Raw genomic sequence first — 22,018 nt, forward strand, 5'->3', positions numbered from 1 at the left:
CACCGTGAACCCCGTCAGGTTCCGTCGAAAGGAAGTGCGATGCCCGCCATCGTTGCGTCACGTCCAGGCACCGGCGCCGGCCGCCGCCCGCGCCGCCGCAGGGCGGCCGAACTGGCCGTGCTCGGGGCGGCGTCCGTCGCGCTCGCCGTGATCATGACGTGGCCCGCCATGGCCGACCCGTGGCGCACGATTCCGGGAGACTTCTGCGATCCGCTCTTCTCCGCCTGGGAGATCGCGTGGTACGGCCACGCCCTGCTGAGCGGTCATCCGTTCGACGCGAACGGTTACTGGCCGTTGCCGCGCACCGGGGTGTTCAGCGACACACTGCTCGGGCTCGCCCCGCTAGGGGCCGGCGTGGCCGACATGGGCGACGCGCTGGTGCGCTACAACGTGGCCTACGTCCTGGCCGCCGCGTTCAACTTCGCCGGGGCGTACGTGCTGGCCCGTCAGCTCGGCTGCGGCCGGATCGGCGCGCTCGTCGCGGGCGCCGCGTTCGCCTACACCCCGTGGCGTCTGTCCCATTCGGTCCATCTCAACATCCTGATCACCGGTGCCATCCCGCTGTCGATCGCGCTCCTGCTCAGGGGGCACGGGATCGGCCGGGCCGGGTGGTTCGCCGACCGGGCCAGGCCCTGGCTCGCGGCCGCGGCCTGGGGCCTGGCGGCCTGGCAGATCAGCCTGGGCTTCGCCGTCGGGCTGCCCCTGTTGTACGTGCTGATGTTGGTGGCGGGCGTCTGCATCCTCGCGTGGCTGCGCGCCGGCCGGCCGCGCCTGCCGCGTGCGTTGCTCATGGCCGACGTGGCAGGCGGGGCGGTGCTCGCGGCGGTCACCCTGGCCCTGGGCAGCGTCTTCATGCAGGTGGCGAAGGAGAATCCGGAGGTCGCCGATGCGCGCAGCGAAGGTTTCCTCCGCTTCCTCTCGCCTCCATTGCGGGGCTTCCTCACGGCGCCCGAACAGTCCCTGCCGTGGGGGTCGCTGACCTCGGGGGCGCGCACCGGCTTCGCCTGGCCGATCGAGATGTGCCTGTTCCCCGGCCTGGTCGTGGTGCTGGCGGCCCTGGCCGGGCTGGCGGTGAGCGTCTGGAGCCCGCGCGTGCGTTTGGCGCTGCTGGTGGCCGCCGCCGTGACGTCCGTGTGGGCGCTCGGCACCACGTTCCTCGGAGGGGCGGTGACGTGGTTGCCCGCCCGGCACCTGCTGCCCGGCTTCGAGGCGCTGCGCACGCCGGGCAGGTTCATCATGTACACGGTGCTCATCTTGGGGCTGCTGGCGGCCGGAGCCGTGACCTACCTGGCCCGCAGGGCGGGCAGGTTTCGCCACGTGCTGCTGGTGGTGCCGCTGCTCGTGTGCGCAGAAGGGCTGCCCGCGGTCGCGCATCCCGAGGTGCCGCCCCCGCCCTCCGCGCTGGCGCGGGCCGCCGGTCCCGTGCTCGTTCTGCCCGACGAGGTGGGGCAGGACGAGATGTCGTTGATCTGGTCGGCCGGCCGGTTCTATCCGACGGTGAACGGCGCGGGATCGTTCATCCCGAAGATGATCACTGAGGTGATCAAGGTCACGAAGGCGTTCCCCGATCCGTACGCGATCGCGTATCTGCGGCACATGGGCGTCAAGGAGGTCGTCGTGCCGCGCCAGCGCGCCCGGGGCACCGCGTTCGAGCTCGCCGTGGAGCGCCCGGTCGACGGCCTCGGCATCGAACGCGTCGACATGGGGGACAGCGTGCTGTACCGGCTCGGCTGACCCGTCTACGGCAGCGGTTTCTCGAACGAGAGCGGCCCGATCGTCTCCGGGTCGGCGCCGGTGTCGAACAGAGGGAGGTACCCCGTCGCGATATACAGGGCGGTCGCCTCCGGCTGCCGCGGACCGGTGGTCAGGACGACACGCCGATATCCCTGCCGGGCCGCCTCGCGTTCGAGTTCCCGCACGACGAGGCGGCCGAGTCCCCGCCGCCGGTGCCCGGGGTGGGTCCAGATGCGCTTCAGCTCCGCCGTCGACTCGTCGTGCCGGCGGAACGCGCCGCCCGCCGTGGTCTCGCCGTTCTCCACCAGGACCAGGAACCCCCCGTACGGCGGGGCGAAGTCGGAGTCGGGGAAGCTGGTCATCTCGTTGTTGGGCCCGTAGCGGCGGCGATATTCGGCAGTGAGGTCGTCGAGGAGGGGGCGCAGCGCCGCATCCGTCGGCATGACCCGGCGGAACCCGGATGTGTGGTCGGTCGTCATCTGCCCTCTTCCGTTCGCCTGAGGGCGGCTCCCGCCGCGCCCACGTCCCCAACGCCCGGGCAGGCGGCGTGCCTTCCTGCGTCCGCTGCCGGGCGTGTCGCCAGAAGATCCGTAGTGCCCGGAATATGCGTTGACGCATGATCCAGTGGTCGGTTGTACTGGCTGCTCGAAATGCCGGACTGATCCGCCGGGCAGCATCCGCACGCCGGCGGAAGGGACATCCCCGTGACCAAGCTCAACCAGATCCTCGCCGTGGAGAAGGGCGTCAAGGCCGACGCCCAGCGCAAGCTGACCGACGCCTACCACACCATCCAGAAGGGCCCGCTCCTGTCGGGCATCTCGCGGTCGTACCAGCCGATCGACGACGAGGGTGAGCAGCTGCCGTCCGAGTCGACCCGGGTGCAGGTGCAGGCCGAGGGCGTCCTGCGGGACGTGGCGGTCGCGCTGACCCGGCTGTTCGACGTGACCGCGACGAAGGACTGGGCGAACTGCACGGCGACGGCGAGCGTCACGGTCGACGGCCAGGTCATCCTGGCCGACGTGCCGGTCACCTACCTGCTGTTCCTGGAGAAGCAGCTGGTCGACCTGCACACGTTCATCGGCAAGCTGCCGACCCTCGACCCGTCCGAGACGTGGGCGCTCGACGAGAACACCGACACCTGGCGCACAGAGCCGGTGAAGACGACCCGCACCAAGAAGGTGCCGCGCAACCACGTGCTCGCCGAGGCCACCGACAAGCACCCGGCGCAGGTGCAGGTCTACAACGAGGACGTCGTGGTCGGCTACTGGACCAAGGTCGCCTTCTCGGGCGCGTTGCCGCAGCGGAGAGTCAACGAGCTCCTCGGCCGTGTGCAGAAGCTGCAGGACGCCGTGAAGTACGCCCGTGAGGAGGCCAACGGCGTAGAGATCACCGACCGCCGGATCGGGGACGCCGTTTTCGGCTACCTGCTCGGGTAGCCCCCAGACCCCCGTCCCTCCGGGGACGGGTGCGCGAGGAGCGCAAGCTGAAGATGAAGCTCAGCCTGAACGACGGTGACAGTGGAGGTTCGATTCCTCTCCCGGGCACACGCGCCCGGGTAGCCCAAATGGCAGAGGCAGCCGTACGCAGACTCAGACTCTCGCTCCAGATTCAGCATCGCCGTCCGGCGCCGGATCGACCGAGGGTGGACGTTGATCGTTGAGATGCCGGTTCGAGTCCGGTGCGCGGCTCTTTCGTGCCGCGCTAGCTCAATGGAAGAGCGCACGTCGTAAGGACTGATCCACTCTCTTAAACGCCGCCGGCGCCGCCATATGGCGGCATCCACAGACCCCCGGGACTTGGGTAGCTCCCGGGGGTCGCCGCTTTTCCCCCGGAAAGCCGGGCCGGCCGCCCTCTGTGAAAGAATTTCGGGCATCATGCGCGCCCATCTGCCCTTACGGCTCGTGCGGTCGGCAGCCTTCACCGTCGTCTGCGTGCTGCTCGCCGTGGCGGCGCACGTGTTCTCCGGCGGAGCCCGCCCGGCGCCGCAGGCGCTCGCCGCGGGCGGCCTGATCGTCATAGCCGCCGCGACCGCCCTGGCGGGAAGGGAGCGCCCTCCGGCCGCCGTCATGGGGCTGCTCGTCGCCGCCCAGGTGATGCTGCACCAGCTGTTCGCCGTGTCCGGGCAGGCGCATCCGGCCACGGTGATCCACCGGCACGGCAGCGGGCTGAGCGAGGGCCTGGGCATGGCGCTGGCCCATCTGACCGCGGCGACGATCACCGGCTGGTGGCTCGCCCAGGGGGAGGCCGCGCTCTGGTCGGTCCTGCGCCGAGCGGGCGACCAGGCCGCGCACCGGCTGTCGGCCGTCTTCCGCCCCGCTGCGATCACGGGCCGCCCCGCCTCATCGAGGACGACGCCCGCGCCGCCGGCCTGGCCGTACGAGGGGGCCGGACGTGGCGAGGCGCTGAGGCATGCGGTCATCCGGCGCGGGCCTCCCGTGGTCTCCTCCGCCCGCTGACCGTCGGAACTCCGGAGGTGGCGGGCGCATGCCCGCACCGGGCGCCGCTCGCGGCGGCCACAGTCTCTGTTTGGAGTTGGTCTCATGAAGTTCTCCGCCGTCAAGGCGTTGCTCGTCGTCTGCCTGGGAGGCGCGCTGGTGGGAGCCTTCGCCGCTCCCGCGCTCGCCCACGACAGCCTGGAGGGCAGCACGCCCGCCAAGAACTCCGTCGTCTCGTCGCTCGACCAGATCGAGTTGCGGTTCAGCGCGCACGTGTCGTTTCCCGTGGTGATCCTCCACGATGCTGCCGGGCGCAGGTTCGAGTCCGGAGCGGCGCGCGTGGACGGCCAGAAGGTGTACGAGAAGGTCGCCGGGCCGCTGCCCTCTGGGAACTACGTCATCGCGTGGCGGATCGTCTCCTCCGACGGTCACCCCGTCGAAGGGGAGATCCCGTTCACCGTGCAGGCGGCCTCCGGAGGCGCCCCGGCGGCGTCTCCTGCGGCAACTCCTGTGGCATCGCCCGCCGCCGCCACCGCCCCGGCCGCGAACTCGGGCTCCGGCGGCGACCTGGGCTCAGGGGTGTCCGTGCTGGTGTGGGGCGGCGTCGCGCTCGTCGTGATCGCGGTGATCGCGGCCCTGTTCGGGCGGCGCGGGAAGAAGGCGTCCGGCGGGCACGACGCGGCCTGACGCGAGGGGCCGGAGGGGCCGGTGAGCCGCCGTACGACCGGTGATCGGCGACCGGCCGGAGCGCCGGGCTCACCGGGCCCCTCCACAGTCCAGGGCGGATGCGGGCCGGCAGGGCCGTCGGCCCGGCCTCCGCCGCACCAGCACCCGATCTGAACTGTCAGGCGCAGTTAACATTGGATGTTTTCGTGCGTCAATAGACCTCTTAGCTGCCTCCGTGTGCGCAGGATCGGTCCAGCAAGTTTTCAGAAACCGGTCCAACGCGCCTATCAGCGGAGATTTTTGTCGCGGTCGGGCCGGAACCTCTACGGTCTCAATCTCCCAACACATCCGATGTATGTGGATCGAGGGTCCGGCGTCCAGGGGTATCTGGGCGCTCCCCGAGAGGAATATTGACGCTTTCGTCGCCGTGTGCCAGCCTTTCGTCGACGGCGACAAAAGTCCCTCTTTCACCAGGTGCGGCGGCGCGCTCCTCTTCATTCTGAAGGAGAACCGCATGCGCCCACGTGTCCTCGGTCCCGGCCCCTCCCACGCAGGTTGAGGAGGCCGGTCATGCGGACGATCATCCGAGGTCTTCTCGCGCTCGTCGTCGCGGCGGCGGCCCTCACGGCCGTGCCGGCGACGACCCTGGCCGCCCCGCTGACCAAGATCCTCGTCTTCTCCAAGACGGCGGGATTCCGGCACTCCTCCATCCCGAACGGCATCGCCGCCGTCCAGCAGCTCGGCGCCGCGAACGGGTTCGCGGTGGTCGCCACCGAGGACGCCGGGGCCTTCACCACCGCCAACCTGGCGCAGTATCAGGCGGTGGTGTGGCTGTCGACGACCGGCGACGTGCTCAACGACGCCCAGCAGGCCGCTTTCCAGTCCTACATCGCGTCCGGCGGGGGCTACGTCGGCGTGCACGCCGCGGCCGACACCGAGTACGACTGGCCGTGGTACGGCGGGCTGGTCGGTGCCTGGTTCGCCTCGCACCCGGCCACCCAGCAGGCCACGATCCGGGTCGAGGACCGGGCCAACGCGTCCACCGCGCACCTGCCGCAGACCTGGACGCGCACCGACGAGTGGTACAACTACCGCACCAACCCCCGGACCGGTGTGAAGGTGCTGGCCGGCCTGGACGAGTCGTCCTACTCCGGCGGTGCCATGGGTGGCGATCACCCCATCACCTGGTGCCACGACTACATGGGCGGCCGGGCCTGGTACACCGGCCTCGGCCATACCGAGGAGTCCTACGCCGACCCCAACTTCACCAGGATGCTGCTCGGCGGCATCCAGATCGCCTCCCGCGCCAAGCCGGCCGACTGCCGTCCCGAGACCGGCTACACCCCGCTGTTCGACGGCAGTCAGGCGAGCTTCAACCGCTGGCGCATGGCCGGCCCCGGCGGCTTCACCCTGGCCGACGGCACGCTGACCTCGTTCGGCGGCATGGGCCTGCTCTGGTATCCGGTGAACACCTTCTCCAACTACTCGCTCAAGCTCGACTGGATGATGCCGGGCGACGACAACGGCGGCGTGTTCATCGGCTTCCCCGACCCGCAGGGTGACCCATGGAAGCCTGTCGACCAGGGGCACGAGATCCAGATCGACGCCTCCGACGCCGACCCCACGCGTACGACCGGCAGCGTCTACAGCTTCAAGGCGCCCGACACCGCCCTGCGCGCGGCCAACCTCAGCCCGCCGGGCTCGTGGAACACCTACGAGATCGCCGTGCACGGCCAGCATGTCGAGATCTTCCTCAACGGCATCAAGATCAACGACTACACGAGCACGCGCGCCATCGCGAACGGCTACATCGGCGTGCAGAACGACGGCGACGGAGCCGACATCAGCTACCGCAACATCCGGATCAAGGGGGACGGCGGCCCGCCACCCGCCGCCGACCTCGCCCAGGGCCGTCCGACGGCGACCTCCAGCGTGCAGAGCGGCAGCACGCTGACCGGAGCGCTCGCCGTGGACGGCAACGCCGCCACGCGTTGGGGCAGCGCGTTTTCCGATCCGCAGTGGATCACGGTGGATCTGGGCGCGTCGTACACGCTGAACCGGGTGCGGTTGAATTGGGAGGCCGCGTACGGCCGGGCGTACCAGATTCAGACGTCTCCGGACAATGCGATGTGGACGACCGTGTACTCGACCACGTCCGGTGACGGCGGCGTCGACGACGTGACTGTCAGCGGCACCGGCAGATACGTCCGCATCTACGGCACCCAGCGCGGCCTCACGCAGTACGGATACTCGCTGTGGGACCTCAACGTCTACGGGACGCCCGCCGGCACGAACCCCGCCCTGCTGTCCCAGGGCCGCCCGACGGCCACCTCCAGCGTCGAGACCGGCAACGTGCTGGTCGGGGCGAACGCCGTCGACGGGAACACGGCGACCCGGTGGGGGAGCGCGTATTCGGATCCGCAGTGGATCTCGGTCGACCTCGGCTCGTCGCGCTCGATCAGCCGCGTGGTGCTGAACTGGGAGGCCGCGTACGGCAAGGCGTACCAGGTGCAGACGTCTCCGGACAACGCGACGTGGACGACCGTGTACTCGACCACGACGGGTGACGGGGGCATCGACGACCTCGCCGTCTCCGGCACCGGCAGATACGTCCGCGTCTACGGCACCCAGCGGGGGCTGACGCCGTACGGCTACTCGCTCTGGGAGTTCCAGGTCTACGGCACCTGAACCACGGCGCCACGACGCACGCCCCAGGGGGCTCCAGGTCTGCCGCGGACCTGGAGCCCTCCCGGAACCACGACGCACTCCCGCCTCCGCACCCCTCAGGAGACCTCGTGTTCGGTTTCGCGCGCCTTCGGACCGCCGTAGGCGCCCTCATCCTCACGCTCGCCGCCACCGCACTCGCGGGGGCGACCGCCCCGGCGGCGCTTGCCGCCCCACCGCCGACGAGCGGCTTCGAGAAGGTCAAACTGGACGGCGGGCTGTCCATGGGCGAGCCCATCGAGCTGTCGGTCCTCCCGGACGGCAAGGTCCTCTACATCAACCGGGGCAGCACCTCGGGCGGCGGCCAGGTCCGCCTGTACAACCCCGCGACCAAGTCCACGACGGTCGCCCTGACCCTCCAGCTCGACGCCCGGTTCGAGGACGGGCTGATCGGCATCACGATCCACCCGCGGTTCGCGACCAACCACTGGGTGTACCTCTTCTACTCGCCGCAGGCGACGCCGCTGGTCAACCGGATCTCCCGGTTCACCTTCAACACCACGGCGAACGTGCTCGACCCGGCCAGCGAGGACATGATCATCGAGTGGCCGACCGAGCGCGACCTGTGCTGCCACTCGGCCGGGTCGATGACGTGGGACTCATCCGAAAACCTCTATTTCGCGGTGGGCGACAACACCAACTCGGGCGGCGACTCGGCGGGCATGGCCCCCGTCGACGAGCGCACGAGCCGCAACCCGCAGTACGACGCGCAGCGCACGTCGGGCAACACCAACGACCTGCGCGGCAAGATCAACCGCATTCATCCGGAGAACAACGGCACCTACACGATCCCGGCCGGCAACCTCTTCCCTCCGGGCACCGCGCGGACCCGTCCCGAGATCTACGTCATGGGCCTGCGCAACCCGTACCGGATCTGGGTCGACAAGAAGGCGAACGACACCCTCTACTGGGGCGAGGTCGGGCCGGACGCCGGGGCGACCATCCCCAACCGGGGCCCCGCCGCCTACGACGAGTTCAACCGGGCGACCGGGCCCGGCAACTTCGGCTGGCCGTACTGCGGCGGCCCCAACGTCGCCTACAACGACTGGGACTTCGCGGCCAACGCGCCGCGCGGCTGGTTCCCCTGCGGCGGCTCGACCGGGCCGGTGAACGACTCGCCGCGTAACACCGGCCTCCAGCAGCTCCCGCCCGCCAAGCCCGCCCTCGTGTGGGAGCAGCACGGCGGCAGCAAGGAGTGGCCGGCTCTGGACAACCCCGGCGGATGCGGCTCGCCCAACCACACCGAGGTCTACCACTACGACCCGAACCTGGTGTCCGACGTGAAGTGGCCCGCCTATTACGACAACAAGTGGCTCATCTCCGAGTACTGCCGCAACTGGATCAAGGAGGTCCAGTTCGACAACGGCAACCCGGCCACGGGCAACCCGGCCGTCATCGAGCCCGTGCTCGCGGGGATGAACCTCGTCCACCCGATCGACATGGAGTTCGGCCCCGACGGCTCGCTCTACCTGCTCGAATACGGCAGCGGCTACTTCTCGGGCGCGGCCGACGCCGGCCTCTACAAAATCAACTACGTCCAGGGCGGGCGCTCGCCGGTCGCCGTCGCGGCGGTCAGCAGGGACAACGGCCTCGCGCCGCTCGCGGTGACGTTCTCCGGCGCCGGGTCATCCGACCCCGACGGCGACACGATCACCTACGCCTGGGACTTCGACGACAACGGCACCGTGGACTCGACCGCCGCGGGCCCCTCGTACACGTACACGACGGCCGGGGACAAACGCGCGCGTCTGACCGTACGGGATCCGGCGGGCCACACCGGCACGACCGTCGTCCCGGTCGTGGTGGGCAACGAGCGTCCGTCGGTCACGCTGGGCGGCATCCCGGCGGGAGGCATGTTCGGCTGGGGTGAGGACCTGACCTCGACCGCGAGTGCGACCGACCCGCAGGACGGTTCCGTGGCCTGCGGCGGCGTTGTCATCCGGGCGGCGCTCGGGCACCAGGAGCACGCCCACGAGGAGGGTCAGGGCACCGGCTGCGGCTTCACGGTCAACACCGGGCCCATCCATGCCGGCCTGGACGCGGTGCAGTTCTTCGTGCTGCGCGCCTCCTACACCGACCGCGGCGCGCCCGGCACGGTCGCGCTGACGGGGGAGAAGGAGATCACGGTCTGGCCGAAGCAGTGGCAGGCCGAGCACTACGTGCAGCTGAGCGGCCCCCGGGTCGTCGACCAGGCCGCTGCGGAGGGCGGCAGACGGCTCGGCGACATCCAGAGCGGCGAATGGGTCAGGCACCACGCGGTCAGCCTCAAGGGCATCAGCGGGGTGAAGGTCCGCGTGTCCTCCGCGAACGCCGGCGGCACGCTGTCGTTCCGGTACGACTCGGTGGCCGGTCCCGAGGTGGCGCGCGTCGCCGTCCCCGGCACCGGCGGCTGGGACAACTACGTCGAGCTGACCGCGCCGGTGACCCGTCCGGACGACGGCACGCACGACCTCTACCTGGTGTTCACCGGCACCGGGACGAATGCGCTGTTCGACCTGGACAGCTACACCTTCACCGGGGCCGGGGTGAGCACGCCGCCGGCCACTTCGAGCGACCTGGCGCAGGGCCGCGCGACGGCGACGTCCAGCGTGGAGCCGGACAACGGGCGTGTGGGCTCCCTGGCCGTGGACGGCAACGCCGCCACCCGGTGGAGCAGTGCGTATTCCGATCCGCAGTGGATCTCGGTGGATTTGGGCGCGTCGTACACGCTGAACCGGGTGCGGTTGAACTGGGAGGCGGCGTACGGCCGGGCCTACCAGATCCAGATATCTCCGGACAATGCGACGTGGGCGACCGTGTACTCCACCGCGTCCGGTGACGGCGGCGTCGACGACCTGGTGGTGTCCGGCACCGGTCGTTACGTCCGGATGTACGGCACGCAACGCGGGCTCCCGCAGTACGGCTATTCACTGTGGGACTTCAACGTGTTCGGCACTCCGGCCTCCGGGGGCGGCACGCTGCTCTCGCGTGGCCGTACGACGGCGACGTCGAGCGTGGAGACGGGCAACGTGCTGGTGGGGGCGAACGCGGTGGACGGGAACGCGGCGACCCGGTGGGGGAGCGCGTATTCCGATCCGCAGTGGATCTCCGTGGATCTGGGTGCGTCGCGTTCGATCAGCCGGGTGCGGTTGAACTGGGAGGCCGCGTACGGCCGGGCCTACCAGATCCAGACGTCCGCGGACAACGCGACGTGGACGACCGTGTACTCGACCACGACCGGTGACGGCGGGATCGACGACGTCACGGTCGGCGGCACCGGCAGATACGTCCGCGTGTACGGCACCCAGCGCGGGCTCCCGCAGTACGGCTACTCCCTGTGGGAGCTGGACGTGTACGGCACCTGAGTCTCACGCCCGACGGAGGCGGGGCCGGGGAGTGTTCGATCCCGGCCCCGCCCCTGACGCTGGAAGATCCGATGTTCGGCCCTGACGCGCCGACTAACAGCAGCTCGCGCGGCCTAGTTATCCGATGTATTCCTGCTGGAAACCTCTTGACTTGCACGCAACCAGCGGACATTCTTGGCGAAACATCGGATGTATTGGAGGGCGTTGTGAAGCTGGTGTGGCCCCGTGGCATCGCGCTGGCGTGCCCGGACATGCCCACCGGTCGCTCGCAGCGGAATTTCCGAGCCTGGACCGGTTCCATGGCATCCGATGAGCGGGTGAGATACCTGGACGACGCTCCTTTTGGGGAGGATAGCCCAAAGATGTCTGCTGAGATCAGGGGCATGACGGGCGTTCGTCCGATGGATCGCTCCCACAAGAGCGGTGCCCACGACCGGACGGCGGCGCAGGCGTGAAGCTCGTCTTTCCGGAGTCGCGTGGCATTCGTTTCCCAACGTCACGGGCTGCGCCCGCTTCCCCAGCCGGGTCGGCCTCCGGACACTCCCCTCACAACCCCCGCACGGAGGGCCCGGACGGCTGAGCTCGGGCGGGGACACCTCGTGCCCCCGCTCTCCACCCCCCGATGTATGAAAGGCCAAATGGCATGAGACATTTCGTCACCGCCGTGGGCGCGGCCGCGCTCGCGCTCGCGCTAGCCGCGTGCGGATCGACCAGCGAGACGCCCGCTTCGGGAGGCGGCTCCACCGCGGCCGCCGGCGGCAAGGTCGGCATCGACTTCCCCCGCGCCGACTCCGACTTCTGGAACAGCTACAACAAGTACGTCCCGGAGATGGGCAAGGAGCTCGGCGTCGACCTGATGCCGCCGACCAACTCCCAGAACGACATCGCCAAGCTGGTGGCCAACACCCAGGCGCTGGTCAGCCAGGGCGCGAAGGCCATTGTCATGGCCCCGCAGGACACGGGCGCGATCGCGTCGACCCTGCAGTCGCTCGACCAGAAGAAGATCCCCGTCGTCTCGGTGGACACCCGCCCGGACACCGGCAAGGTCTACATGGTCGTCCGCGCCGACAACCGCGCGTACGGCCAGAAGGCGTGCGAGTTCCTCGGCGAGAAGCTCGGCGGCAAGGGCAAGGTCGTCGAGCTGATGGGCGCGCTGTCGTCGGTCAACGGACGTGACCGCGCCGAGGCGTTCCGCGAGTGCATGAAGACCAAGTTCCCCGGGATCACGGTCTTCGAGGAGCCCACCGAGTGGGACGGCACCAAGGCCGCGTCCATGCTGCAGACCCGCCTTGAGCAGAACCCGGACATCAAGGGCATCTACATGCACGCGGGCGGTGTGCACCTGGCTCCGACCCTGCAGGTGCTCAAGGCGAAGAACCTGCTGGTTCCGCCGACCGACCCCAAGCACATCTTCGTGGTGTCCAACGACGGCATCCCGCAGGAGTTCGCCGCGATCCGCGACGGCCAGATCGACGCGACCGTCTCGCAGCCGGCCGACCTCTACGCGAAGTACGCGCTCTTCTACGCCAAGGCCGCGGTCGAGGGCAAGACCTTCCAGCCCGGCCCGACCGACCACGACAGCAACATCATCCAGCTCCCCAACGGCCTGGAGGACCAGCTTCCGGCCCCGCTGGTGACCAAGGACAACGTGGACGACCCCAGCCTCTGGGGCAACCAGGTCAAGTAATGACGGAAACACAAACGGCGGCGGTCGAAGCGCGCGGGATCACCAAGCGCTTCGGCCCCACCGTCGCCCTCAACGACGCCGGGATCGTCATCACTCCCGGCGAGACCCACGCACTGGTCGGGCGCAACGGCGCCGGCAAGTCGACCCTGGTCTCCATCCTGACCGGGCTCCAGCGGCCGGACCTCGGAGAGGTGCTCTTCGCGGGCGAGCCGGCGCCCCCGCTCACCGATCGAGACGCCTGGCGGCGCCGCGTGGCGTGCGTCTACCAGAAGTCGACGATCATCCCCGCCCTGACGGTCGCCGAGAACCTGTTCATCAACCGGCAGACCGAGAAGGGGCCGATCAACTGGCGGGCCCTGCGCTCGCGGGCGCGCGACCTGCTGGAGCAGTACGGCGTGGACGTCGACGCCGACCTGCTCGCCGGCGACCTGAGCGTCGAGGAGCGCCAGCTCGTGGAGATCGCCCGGGCGCTGTCGTTCGGCGCGCGGTTCATCATCCTCGACGAGCCCACGGCGCAGCTGGACGGCCCGGCCATCAGCCGGCTGTTCGACCGCATGCGCGACCTGCGCGAGCAGGGCGTGACGATGATGTTCATCTCGCACCACCTCGAAGAGGTCTACGAGGTCTGCCAGAGCGTCACGGTCTTCCGCGACGCCCGGCACATCCTGACCAGCACGGTCGCCGATCTCCCGCACAACGAGCTGGTCAAGGCGATGACCGGCGAGGAGAACGCCGCCTACGAGAGCAGGGCGCGCGAGCGGGACGACGAGGCCCGGGTCGTGCTGTCGGCCTCGGGGCTGCGGCTGAAGGACCGGTACGAGGACGTCGACCTGGCGGTGCGCTCGGGTGAGATCGTCGGGCTGGCCGGCTCGGGCAGCAGCGGCAAGGTCGGCCTGGCCGAGACGCTGGTCGGCCTGCGCAGGGCCGACGGCGGCGACGTCACCGTCAACGGCTCGGCCGTACGGCCCGGAGACGTGACGGCCGCGCTCAAGGCGGGCCTCGGGTTCGTCCCGCAGGACCGCCACCATCAGGGCTTCGTGCCGCTGCTGTCGATCGCGGAGAACGCGACCATGCCGATCGCCCACAAGCTGGGCAGGTTCGGCGCGATCTCCGCGGCCCTCCGCCGGGCTCGGGCTCAGACGATGATCGAGGAACTCGACATCAAGACCACGGGACCGGAGCAGCCGGTCGGCGACCTGTCGGGCGGCAACGCCCAGAAGGTCGTGCTCGCCCGGGCGTTGTCCGACAACCCCGCAGCACTCGTGGTGATCAACCCGACCGCCGGAGTCGACGTCAAGGCCAAGCAGTCGCTGCTCGGCGCCGTCGAGGACGCGACGGCCCGGGGAACCGGCGTCCTGCTGGTCTCCGACGAGCTGGACGACCTGCGGATCTGCGACCGGGTGCTGGTCATGTTCCACGGCAGGGTGGTCAAGGACGTGCCACGGGGCTGGAGTGACAACGACCTCGTAGCGGCAATGGAAGGTATCGACTCATGACCGAATCGGCCGTGCCCGACTCGCTGGCCGTCAGGTCACGCGGGGCGGGTCTGAAGCTCGGCAGGTTCAGGGACCTCACGCTGGTCCCGGTGATCGTCTTGTTGCTGATCGTCGGCGCCTTCGCCGATCCGGTCTTCATGACCACGGGCAACCTGATGAACGTGCTCCAGCAGCAGTCGGCGCTCGCGCTGGTCGTGCTCGCCGAGGCGCTGATCCTCATCGCGGGCAAGTTCGACCTGTCGCTGGAGTCGACGGTGGGCCTGGCCCCGGCACTCGCGGTGATGCTGGTCATCCCGACGTCGGCGGGCGGCTTCGGCCTCGATCTGCCCGTCGCGCTGGCGATCCCGCTGTGCCTGCTCATCGGCGCCGCGGTCGGTGCGTTCAACGGCTTCCTCATCCTGCGCTTCCAGTTGTCGGCGTTCATCGTCACGCTGGCGATGCTGATCGTCGTCCGCGGTCTCCAGACCGGCATCACCGGAGGCAAGAGCCTGTTCGCCCTGCCCCCGTCGTTCCTGTACCTCGGCAGCGCCACCTGGCTGGGCATCCCGGCGGCCATCTGGATCACTGGTGTGCTGTTCGCCGCCGGCATCGTCGTGCTTCGCTTCTTCCGCGTCGGCCGGGCGCTTTACGCCATCGGCGGCAACACCGACGCGGCGCGGGCGGCGGGCATCCGGGTCGAGCGGGTGCTCTGGGTGGTCTTCATCATCGCCGGCGCGCTCGGCGCGGTGGCGGGAATGCTGGAGACCGGCCGGCTCGGCGGCATCAGCGCCAACCAGGGCGACGGCTGGATCTTCATGGTCTTCGCCGCCGCCGTCATCGGCGGTGTCAGCATGGACGGCGGCAAGGGCACCATCCTCGGCGCCCTCACCGGTGTGCTGGTCATCGGCCTGGTCGAGAACATCCTGACCCTCAAGGGCGTTCCCGGCGAGTGGAAGAACCTCGTGTACGGGGCCATCATCCTGGTCGCTCTCATGATCAGCCGTCTGGCCGGAGGCAAGGCGCAAGATTGAACGACGGCCGTACGGCTCCGGAGGACGTACGGCCGTTTCGCGGAAGAACAGGGCACCGGTGCGCGGCACCGGTGCCCTGTTCCGCGTCCGTCAGGAGGCGTAGCCCTCCAGCTCGAAGATGCGAGCAGCCCTGTCGGAGTCGTTGGTCGGCGTGATCACGTTGACGCGCAGATATCGGGCGTCGACCGGGGTGAACGTGTGCGTGGTGACATCGGAGGTGTTGCCGCGGACCGACGCCACCGTGGTCCAGGTCGTCCCGTTGACGCTGGTCTGCAGGTCGAAGTCGCGGGTATTCCAGGCCGCCTTCTCCCCGCCTGCACCCGAGTGGCGCACGACCAGCCGTCCCACCTTGGTGGTGCTCTGCAGGTCGACCCGCAGCCACTTGCTCGCGCCGAGCGAGCACCACTTGTCGGAGGTGCCGGCCGTCCAGCTGCCGTTGACCGCCTTGGCCGGGCCCTCGGCCGCCGCGCACTGGCTGTCGGCGGTGGCCGGCTTGTTCAGCGCGAGGTTGGTCGTGGACGGCTGCGACGGCACGTAGAGCCGGATGTCGGTCAGGCTCGCGCTGCCCTCGTACACGTTGGTGTAGAGGTCGCCGATGACGAAGTAGTCGGGATACTGCGAGCCCGCCGGCCACTGGTCCGGCCACGTCGTGCTGCCGTGCGCGTCGTTCTGCACGAGGCTCGCGTTGTAGCGGCCGTCGTACTCGCCCGGCTTGACGTTGTAGTGCCAGATCGGGTCGTTGCCGACGATGAAGTTCCGGTGGAAGCGCAACGTCTTCTGGCCCGCCCTGGCGAAGTTGCCGCTGGCCTCCAGCGTGTAGCCGGTCGCGTTGCGCTCGATGGCGAACGTGTAGAACTGGTTCGGCATCAGCTCGGGCTGCAGTTCGGCGGCCGACGACAGCTGCTGCTCGGCGACGCCGCCCGAGCAGCTCGTCATGAACCACTGGGAGTTGCCCGCCAGGCCGCCGGGACCGGGACGCCAGTTGGGCAGCCCGCTGATCCACATGTTGACCGTGTTGAAGCTGCTGTCGCGGTAGTTGTAATAGGTGTTGTCCGCCGAGTTGCAGACCCGGCCGCCGGTGCCGGTGCCCACCCGGTCGGGGTGCTGGGAGAAGGCGTCCATCAGCACCTTGCGGTGATAGTGCCAGAAGTGGTTGTTGCGCGGCGCCGGGTCGGCGAAGTCGACGATCGACAGGAAGTGGTAGCCGTTGTAGCCGTAGGTCCCTTCCCTGACGTTCTGCCATTGGCAGTAGGGCACAGACGCGTCGCCCGTCCAGCCGGGGGACCGCGATCCCTCACCCCAGGGGTGCTGGGTCTTGCAGCCCTGGGTGGAGTACCCGTTGATCCTGCCGCCGTAGTTGATGGTGCCGTTGCGCTTGCCGCCGAAGTCGAGGGTCTTCAGCTTGTACTCGATGCGGTAGGAGTCGGGAAGCTTGTTGGTGGGCCGGAAGATGGCGCCGCCGGTCGACTCGGGCACGTTGAGCACCGCGACGTGCTCGTTGCCCAGCGCCTGCGTGGTGATCGACGGCGGTGACTCCAGCACGCCGTCCTTGTTGAAATCGCGGGCCGACAGGGACGCGGTCAGCCAGCCGTTCTGGCCGAGGGTGAACTCCTTGCGGTAGGTGGCGAAGGAGTTGAAGGCGGTGTTCCACGCCGGGCCGTAGTCGTTTTGGTACCACAGGCCAGAGTCGTCCATGATCGTGTCGAACGGCTTGCTGTAAGTCTCCTTGACCCACGGGGCGCCCGCGCCGGTGAGCGGGGCGGAGAAGTCCTCGGAGTAGAGCAGGGTCCACCCCGGCCGGGTGGGGTCGTCGGCCGCGGCGGGGCTCGCGGGGAACACGGACAGGCTGATGACGGTCGAGGCGATCGCGGCGAGAGCCGTACCGCGCGCGACCCTCCTGGCTTTCCTTCGCATGGGAGATGCCCTTCGATGCTGTGGATGCCGATCGTGAGGGTGTGGCGCTGTAAGGGGTCGTGGGTGGCGTCGCCGCCCGCCACCTGACCGTGTGTTCGTCTGGGTGCTCGGCTAGGTCCTAGAAACCTCCGTCGGGGTCGGCGTACTGGGCCGCGTTGTCCTTCGTGATCATGGGGGAGGGCACCACGGTGTCCTTCTCGACCTGGGCGCCGCCGAGGATCTCCACCGCCCGGTCCAGGCCCATGGCGCCGATGACGTCGGCGTCGTTGAGGCCGGTCACGACGTAGTTGGTGCCGTCCTGGATCGCCTTGAGCGCCTCGGCCTGCCCGTCGACGCCCGCGATGATGATCTGCTTGTCCTTGCCGGCGTCCGCGATGGCGCGCTGCGCGCCCAGGCACATCGCGTCGTTCTCGCAGAACACGGCCTTCAGGTCGGAGTTGGTCGCCAGCAGGCTCTCCATCACGGTCAGCCCGCCGTCGGAGCCCCAGTTGCCGAAGTCGGGGGCCTCGACCAGGGTGATGCCCGGCTTGCCCTGCAACACGGACTTGACCCCGTTGGTGCGGGCAAGGCCGATGCTGTTGTCGGCCGGACCGCCCTTGATGATGGCGACCTTGCCGCCGTCGGTCAGCCGCTGGGCGAGGAACTCGCCGTTCTGCCGGCCGATGGCCTCGTTGTCGGGGCCGATCCAGCTCGTGTACTCGCCCGTCTGGAACTTGCGGTCCACCAGCACGACCGGCTTGCCCGCCGACTTGATGGCGTTGAGCGCCGCCGGCGCCGACTCCAGCGGGCCGCCGGAGATGATGACCGCGTCGACGTTCTTGCTCAGCAGGTCTTCGACGTTGGAGGCGAGCTTGGCCGCGTCGCCGTTGGCGTCGGTGCTGATGATCTCGATCTTGCCCTTCTTCTTGGCCTGCGCGGCGATCGCCTTGTCCATGCCGCTGAAGTAGGGGCCGCCCAGCGTGAAGTTGGCCACGCCGATCGTGTACGAGCCGTCTCCACCGGACGCGCCGGTGTCGCCGGACCCGGATGAGCAGGCTGCCAGGCCGGCCGCGAGCACGCCGGCGGCCAGCAGGCCACGTAGTTTCTTCCCGTTCATCGAGGGGCCTCCCAGTGGTGGTGACTTATCAGGAGCGCACCCGGTTGGTGCGCTGGACGAGGATGACGGCGATGATGATCAGCCCCTTGAGCACCTGCTGCCAGAAGCTCTGCACGCCGTACAGGTTGAGCAGGTTGTTGATGAGCACGAGGACGAGCACGCCGCCGAACGTCGCCCGCACCGAGCCGCGGCCTCCCGCGAGGCTGGCCCCGCCGATGACGCAGGCCGCGATCGCGTCCAGCTCGAACGCCACCCCGACGCTCGGCTGCGCGATGCCCACCCGGCTGGCCAGCACGACCCCCGCAAGGCCCGCACACGCGCCGCTGATGGTGTAGGCGAGCACGATGTGCCTGCGCACGTTGATGCCGGCCAGCCGTACGGTCTCGGCGTTGCCGCCGATCGCGACGATGGAGCGGCCAGCGGGGGTGCGGGTCAGGAAGATCCCGCCGACGAGGAAGACGGCCAGCATGATGAGGGTGGTCACGGGGATCGGGCCGGCCGTCGCCGAGCCGAGCGTGAAGAAGCCCGGGTCCTCGGGCGCGATGGGCACTTCGGAGTAGACGAAGGCCAGCCCTCTGATCGTGGTCAGCGCCGCCAGCGTGACCACGAAGGGTGCCAGCTCGAACCTCGCGATCAGCGTGCCGTTGACCACGCCGAACGCGATGCCCGACAACACGCCCACCGCCATGGCGAGCGGGATCGGCAGGCCGGAGACCAGCCCGGCCGTCACGATGCCGGAGAAGGCCACGATCGAGCCGACGGACAGGTCGATGCCGCCGGTGAGGATGACCACGAGCATGCCGAACGACAGCAGGCCCGTCGTCACCATCTGCTTGAGCAGGTTGGTCAGGTTGGTCGGGGTGAGGAACGTCTCCGCCGTCAGCGCGGCCACCACCACGAGCAGGGCGATGAGCGCGACGAACGCGGTCGCCACCGTGACGTCCCGCCCGGCCAGGACCAGCCGGGGGAGCCTGCGGGGCTCGGTCGGGGTGAGCGCCGGCTCGGTGAGCTGCCCGGTCATGCCGCCTGTCCAATCGCGTGGGCGAGGATCTCGTTCTCGCCGGCCTGGTCCGACCTGAGCTCGCCGGTGAGGCGGCCCTGGTTCATGACGAGAATCCGGTCGGTCGCGCCCATCACCTCGGTGAGGTCGGAGGAGATGAGCAGTACGGCCAAGCCGTCGCGGGCCAGGTCGTCGATCATGTGGTAGATCGCGACCCTGGTCGCCATGTCGACGCCGCGGGTCGGCTCGTCGAGGATGAGCACCCGGGGCTCGGTCAGCAGCCACTTGGCCAGCACGGCCTTCTGCTGGTTGCCGCCGCTGAGGTTGACCACCCGCATCGACGCGCAGTGCGCCGGCTGGATGCTCAGCCGTTCGATCATCGCGGTCACCTTCTCGCGCCGCCGCGCGGCGTCGATCAGGGGCCCGCGCCGCATGCCGCGCATGGTGGTCAGGGCGATGTTGTCGAGCACGCTCATGCCGCCGACCAGCCCGGTGCGCTTGCGGTCCTCGGTGACGAGCGCGAGCCCGGCGGCGATGGCCTCGGCGGGTGTGCGGAAACGCACGTCCCCGCCGTCGACGCTGACCTGCCCCGACGAGGAGGGCTCGGCGCCGAAGACGCACCGGGCGAGCTCGCTGCGGCCGGAGCCGACCAGTCCGAACAGTCCCACGATCTCTCCGGCGCGCACGTCGAAGGACACGTCCTCGAACTCGCCGGCCCGGGTGAGGCCGCGAACGCTCAGCCTCGTCGCGCCCGGCCGGGCGCGACGCCCGGGATAGATCTGCTCCAGGCGGCGGCCCGCCATCAGGTCGATCAGCTCGCCCTCGCTGGTGCGGGACGGCTCGGTGGTCGCGATCACCCAGCCGTCCTTGACGACGACGATCCTGGTGGCCAGCTCCATCACCTCGGCCAGCCGGTGGGAGACGTAGACGACCAGCACGCCGCGCTCACGCAGCCGCCGGATGAGCTCGAACAACGACTCCAGGTCGCCGCCCGCGAGCACGGCGGACGGCTCGTCGAGCACCAGGATCCTGGGCATGGTGACCAGCGCCTTGGCGATCTCCACCATCTGCTGCCTCGCGACGGACAACCGGCCGGCGGGCGTGCGGGGGTCGATCGCGCCGAACCCGATGCCCTCCAGCAGTTCCCGGGCGCGGGCGTGCGCCGCCGTCCAGTCGATGAGGCCGCGCCGTCTCGGGAAGCCGCCCATCAGCAGGTTCTCGGTGACCGAGAGGCCTGGGACGATCGACAGCTCCTGGTAGACGGTGCGGATGCCGCGGGCGTGGGCGTCGTGCGGGGAGTGCAACTCGACGGGCTCGCCGTCCATCCGCATCTCGCCCGCGGTCATCGGCTCCGCGCCGGAGAGGATCTTGATGAGGGTCGACTTGCCGGCGCCGTTCGCGCCGACCACGGCCAGCACCTCGCCGGGCCGGCCCTCGAGGTCGACCCCGTGCAGCACTTCGACGCCGCCGTAGTCCTTGCGCACGCCACGGAGCTCCAGGGTCATCCGAACGCCTCCATGACGAGCACCGTCTTCTGCCGGGTGAAGTCGAGCACCGTCTCGTGCAGGCCCTCGCGGTAGCCGCCGGTGTCCTTGGTGCCGCCGAACGGGAGGTTCTCCGCGCGCAGCGCCGTCGACCCGTTGATCACCACCCCGCCCACATCGAGCTGCCTGGCCAGGGTGAAGGCGCGCGACACATCTCGGGTGAAGACCGCCGCGTGCAGGCCGTACGGGGACTCGTTGGCCATGCGCACCGCCTCGGCCGGGTCGGCGAACCGGGCGACGGGCGCGACTGGTCCGAATATCTCCTCGGCGAAGGCGGGGCTGGCCGCGGGGACGTCGACCAGCACGGCCGGGTCGACGAATGAGCCGCGCCTGCCGCCGCCCGCGACGAGGCGGGCGCCGTCCTCGACGAGCCTGCCGACGGCGGCCTCCACCCGCTCGGCCGCCTGCTCGGTGATCAGCGGGCCCACGTCGGTCGACTCGAGCAGCTGGTCGCCCACGGTGAGCTTGGCCGTCTGCTCCAGCAGCGAGGAGACGAAGGCGTCGTGCACGCCGTCCTGCACGTAGACGCGCTTGACGGCGCAGCAGATCTGCCCGTTGCCGCGCGCGAGCCGCCCGAGCACGACCGCCTTGGCCGCCTCGTCCACGTCGGCGTCGTCGCACACGATGAGCGCGTCGTTGCCGCCGAGCTCGAGGAAGACCTTCTTCAGCGTGCCCGACGCCCTGCGGGCGATTTCGCGGCCCGCGGCGGTGCTGCCGGTGAGGCTCACCGCGGCGATTCCGGGCAGCTCGGCCAGGGCCTGCGACACCTCCACTCCGCCGGTGACGAGCTGGTGGGCGAACCGCGGCGCGCCTGCCCGGTCCACGAGCTCGGCCACGCGGACGAGCGAAAGCGGGCACCGCGCGGGCGGCTGCACGACGACCGCGTTGCCGGCCGCCAGGGCCGCCGCGGCCTTGTGCGCGTACAGCTCGACCGGGTAGTTGAACGGCACGAGCGCCGCCACCACTCCCAGCGGCTCGCGCATCGTGACAGCGAGGTGCCGCTCCAGCCCGGGGACCGCGTCGAGCGGGATCTGGCGGCCGAACAGCCGGGTGGCCTCTCCGGCGTATCCGCGGAAGATGCGGATCGCGGCCTCGACCTCGCCTCTGGTCTGCGGCAGGGGCTTGCCGTTCTCCGCGGCGAGCAGCAGGGCGAGGTCCTCCTTGCCCTCCTCCATGAGGCCGGCGACGCGGCGCAGCAGATCGGAGCGCTCGTGCGCGGGCATGGCGGACATCGCCCGCTGCCCCTCCCGGGCGTCGTCGACGACCCCGGCCACGGCCTCCGGGGTCATGGCCTCCACGTGCCCGAGCGGCTCTCCTGTGCCGGGATTGCGGACGGTCAGGACCGGACCCGCTGACGATAGGGACATG

Annotated in this window: 15 protein-coding genes; 9 read left to right on the plus strand and 6 right to left on the minus strand. The window is 69.9% G+C overall.

Going from position 1 to position 22,018, the window contains the following annotated elements; genetic code table 11:
- Nucleotides 1–39 precede the first annotated feature (39 nt).
- Nucleotides 40–1,734: a hypothetical protein gene (locus Pth03_RS18040; RefSeq protein WP_203945462.1), complete on the plus strand. Its 1,695-nt coding sequence runs from the start codon at nucleotides 40–42 to the stop codon at nucleotides 1,732–1,734.
- Nucleotides 1,735–1,739: 5 nt separating this feature from the next.
- Here the strand turns inward: Pth03_RS18040 and Pth03_RS18045 are convergent, their stop codons facing one another.
- Nucleotides 1,740–2,213: a GNAT family N-acetyltransferase gene (locus Pth03_RS18045; protein ID WP_203945463.1), complete on the minus strand. Its 474-nt coding sequence runs from the start codon at nucleotides 2,211–2,213 to the stop codon at nucleotides 1,740–1,742.
- A 225-nt stretch (nucleotides 2,214–2,438) separates the two neighbouring features.
- Here Pth03_RS18045 and Pth03_RS18050 point away from each other — a divergent pair, with 225 nt between their 5' ends.
- The 8 genes from Pth03_RS18050 to Pth03_RS18085 all read left to right on the plus strand — a co-directional run bounded on the left by Pth03_RS18050 (nucleotide 2,439) and on the right by Pth03_RS18085 (nucleotide 15,096).
- On the plus strand, nucleotides 2,439–3,170 hold the full coding sequence (locus Pth03_RS18050; RefSeq protein ID WP_203945464.1) for a DUF7873 family protein: 732 nt from the start codon (nucleotides 2,439–2,441) through the stop codon (nucleotides 3,168–3,170).
- A 438-nt stretch (nucleotides 3,171–3,608) separates the two neighbouring features.
- Nucleotides 3,609–4,190 carry an MFS transporter gene (locus tag Pth03_RS18055; RefSeq protein ID WP_203945465.1) on the plus strand — a complete coding sequence of 194 codons (582 nt, stop codon included), beginning with the start codon at nucleotides 3,609–3,611 and terminating at the stop codon, nucleotides 4,188–4,190.
- Between the two features lie 84 nt (nucleotides 4,191–4,274).
- On the plus strand, nucleotides 4,275–4,856 hold the full coding sequence (locus Pth03_RS18060; RefSeq protein WP_203945466.1) for a copper resistance CopC family protein: 582 nt from the start codon (nucleotides 4,275–4,277) through the stop codon (nucleotides 4,854–4,856).
- Between the two features lie 549 nt (nucleotides 4,857–5,405).
- Nucleotides 5,406–7,523 (plus strand): ThuA domain-containing protein, encoded by a 2,118-nt coding sequence (locus Pth03_RS18065; RefSeq protein ID WP_203945467.1) that lies wholly within the window; start codon nucleotides 5,406–5,408, stop codon nucleotides 7,521–7,523.
- 107 nt (nucleotides 7,524–7,630) lie between these two features.
- A complete protein-coding gene (locus Pth03_RS18070; protein WP_203945468.1) occupies nucleotides 7,631–10,903 on the plus strand; it encodes a galactose-binding domain-containing protein in 3,273 nt (1,090 codons plus the stop codon).
- Between the two features lie 643 nt (nucleotides 10,904–11,546).
- On the plus strand, nucleotides 11,547–12,590 hold the full coding sequence (locus tag Pth03_RS18075) for a sugar ABC transporter substrate-binding protein (RefSeq protein WP_203945469.1): 1,044 nt from the start codon (nucleotides 11,547–11,549) through the stop codon (nucleotides 12,588–12,590).
- Complete coding sequence (locus Pth03_RS18080) at nucleotides 12,590–14,086, plus strand: sugar ABC transporter ATP-binding protein (RefSeq protein WP_203945470.1); 1,497 nt, start codon at nucleotides 12,590–12,592, stop codon at nucleotides 14,084–14,086. The genes Pth03_RS18075 and Pth03_RS18080 overlap by 1 nt, the downstream gene beginning before the upstream one ends.
- Nucleotides 14,083–15,096: an ABC transporter permease gene (locus Pth03_RS18085; protein WP_203945471.1), complete on the plus strand. Its 1,014-nt coding sequence runs from the start codon at nucleotides 14,083–14,085 to the stop codon at nucleotides 15,094–15,096. Before Pth03_RS18080 ends, Pth03_RS18085 begins: the two co-directional genes overlap by 4 nt.
- Before the next feature lie 90 nt (nucleotides 15,097–15,186).
- On the opposite strand, the gene Pth03_RS18090 is transcribed toward Pth03_RS18085, so the two are convergent.
- The 5 genes from Pth03_RS18090 to Pth03_RS18110 all read right to left on the minus strand — a co-directional run bounded on the left by Pth03_RS18090 (nucleotide 15,187) and on the right by Pth03_RS18110 (nucleotide 22,017).
- Complete coding sequence (locus Pth03_RS18090) at nucleotides 15,187–17,010, minus strand: discoidin domain-containing protein (protein WP_203945472.1); 1,824 nt, start codon at nucleotides 17,008–17,010, stop codon at nucleotides 15,187–15,189.
- Nucleotides 17,011–17,128: 118 nt separating this feature from the next.
- Nucleotides 17,129–18,106, minus strand: coding sequence for a substrate-binding domain-containing protein (locus tag Pth03_RS18095; RefSeq protein ID WP_203945473.1), 978 nt, complete (start codon nucleotides 18,104–18,106; stop codon nucleotides 17,129–17,131).
- A 28-nt stretch (nucleotides 18,107–18,134) separates the two neighbouring features.
- Nucleotides 18,135–19,127 (minus strand): ABC transporter permease, encoded by a 993-nt coding sequence (locus Pth03_RS18100; RefSeq protein ID WP_203945474.1) that lies wholly within the window; start codon nucleotides 19,125–19,127, stop codon nucleotides 18,135–18,137.
- Complete coding sequence (locus Pth03_RS18105; RefSeq protein ID WP_203945475.1) at nucleotides 19,124–20,611, minus strand: sugar ABC transporter ATP-binding protein; 1,488 nt, start codon at nucleotides 20,609–20,611, stop codon at nucleotides 19,124–19,126. The genes Pth03_RS18100 and Pth03_RS18105 overlap by 4 nt, the downstream gene beginning before the upstream one ends.
- Entirely contained in the window at nucleotides 20,608–22,017 is a 1,410-nt protein-coding gene (locus Pth03_RS18110; RefSeq protein WP_203945476.1) for an aldehyde dehydrogenase family protein, read from the minus strand. Before Pth03_RS18110 ends, Pth03_RS18105 begins: the two co-directional genes overlap by 4 nt.
- Between the last annotated feature and the right edge of the window lies 1 nt (nucleotide 22,018).

Source organism: Planotetraspora thailandica (genome assembly GCF_016863335.1).
GTDB lineage: Bacteria > Actinomycetota > Actinomycetes > Streptosporangiales > Streptosporangiaceae > Planotetraspora > Planotetraspora thailandica.

Excerpts from the sequence above, each read along its gene's own strand:
- Pth03_RS18040 (WP_203945462.1), top strand. The coding sequence starts at position 40 with ATGCCCGCCATCGTTGCGTCACGTCCAGGCACCGGCGCCGGCCGCCGC.
- Pth03_RS18095 (WP_203945473.1), bottom strand. The coding sequence starts at position 18,106 with ATGAACGGGAAGAAACTACGTGGCCTGCTGGCCGCCGGCGTGCTCGCG.
- Pth03_RS18085 (WP_203945471.1), top strand. The coding sequence starts at position 14,083 with ATGACCGAATCGGCCGTGCCCGACTCGCTGGCCGTCAGGTCACGCGGG.
- Pth03_RS18060 (WP_203945466.1), top strand. The coding sequence starts at position 4,275 with ATGAAGTTCTCCGCCGTCAAGGCGTTGCTCGTCGTCTGCCTGGGAGGC.
- Pth03_RS18080 (WP_203945470.1), top strand. The coding sequence starts at position 12,590 with ATGACGGAAACACAAACGGCGGCGGTCGAAGCGCGCGGGATCACCAAG.
- Pth03_RS18075 (WP_203945469.1), top strand. The coding sequence starts at position 11,547 with ATGAGACATTTCGTCACCGCCGTGGGCGCGGCCGCGCTCGCGCTCGCG.
- Pth03_RS18055 (WP_203945465.1), top strand. The coding sequence starts at position 3,609 with ATGCGCGCCCATCTGCCCTTACGGCTCGTGCGGTCGGCAGCCTTCACC.
- Pth03_RS18045 (WP_203945463.1), bottom strand. The coding sequence starts at position 2,213 with ATGACGACCGACCACACATCCGGGTTCCGCCGGGTCATGCCGACGGAT.
- Pth03_RS18110 (WP_203945476.1), bottom strand. The coding sequence starts at position 22,017 with ATGTCCCTATCGTCAGCGGGTCCGGTCCTGACCGTCCGCAATCCCGGC.
- Pth03_RS18100 (WP_203945474.1), bottom strand. The coding sequence starts at position 19,127 with ATGACCGGGCAGCTCACCGAGCCGGCGCTCACCCCGACCGAGCCCCGC.
- Pth03_RS18065 (WP_203945467.1), top strand. The coding sequence starts at position 5,406 with ATGCGGACGATCATCCGAGGTCTTCTCGCGCTCGTCGTCGCGGCGGCG.
- Pth03_RS18090 (WP_203945472.1), bottom strand. The coding sequence starts at position 17,010 with ATGCGAAGGAAAGCCAGGAGGGTCGCGCGCGGTACGGCTCTCGCCGCG.
- Pth03_RS18105 (WP_203945475.1), bottom strand. The coding sequence starts at position 20,611 with ATGACCCTGGAGCTCCGTGGCGTGCGCAAGGACTACGGCGGCGTCGAA.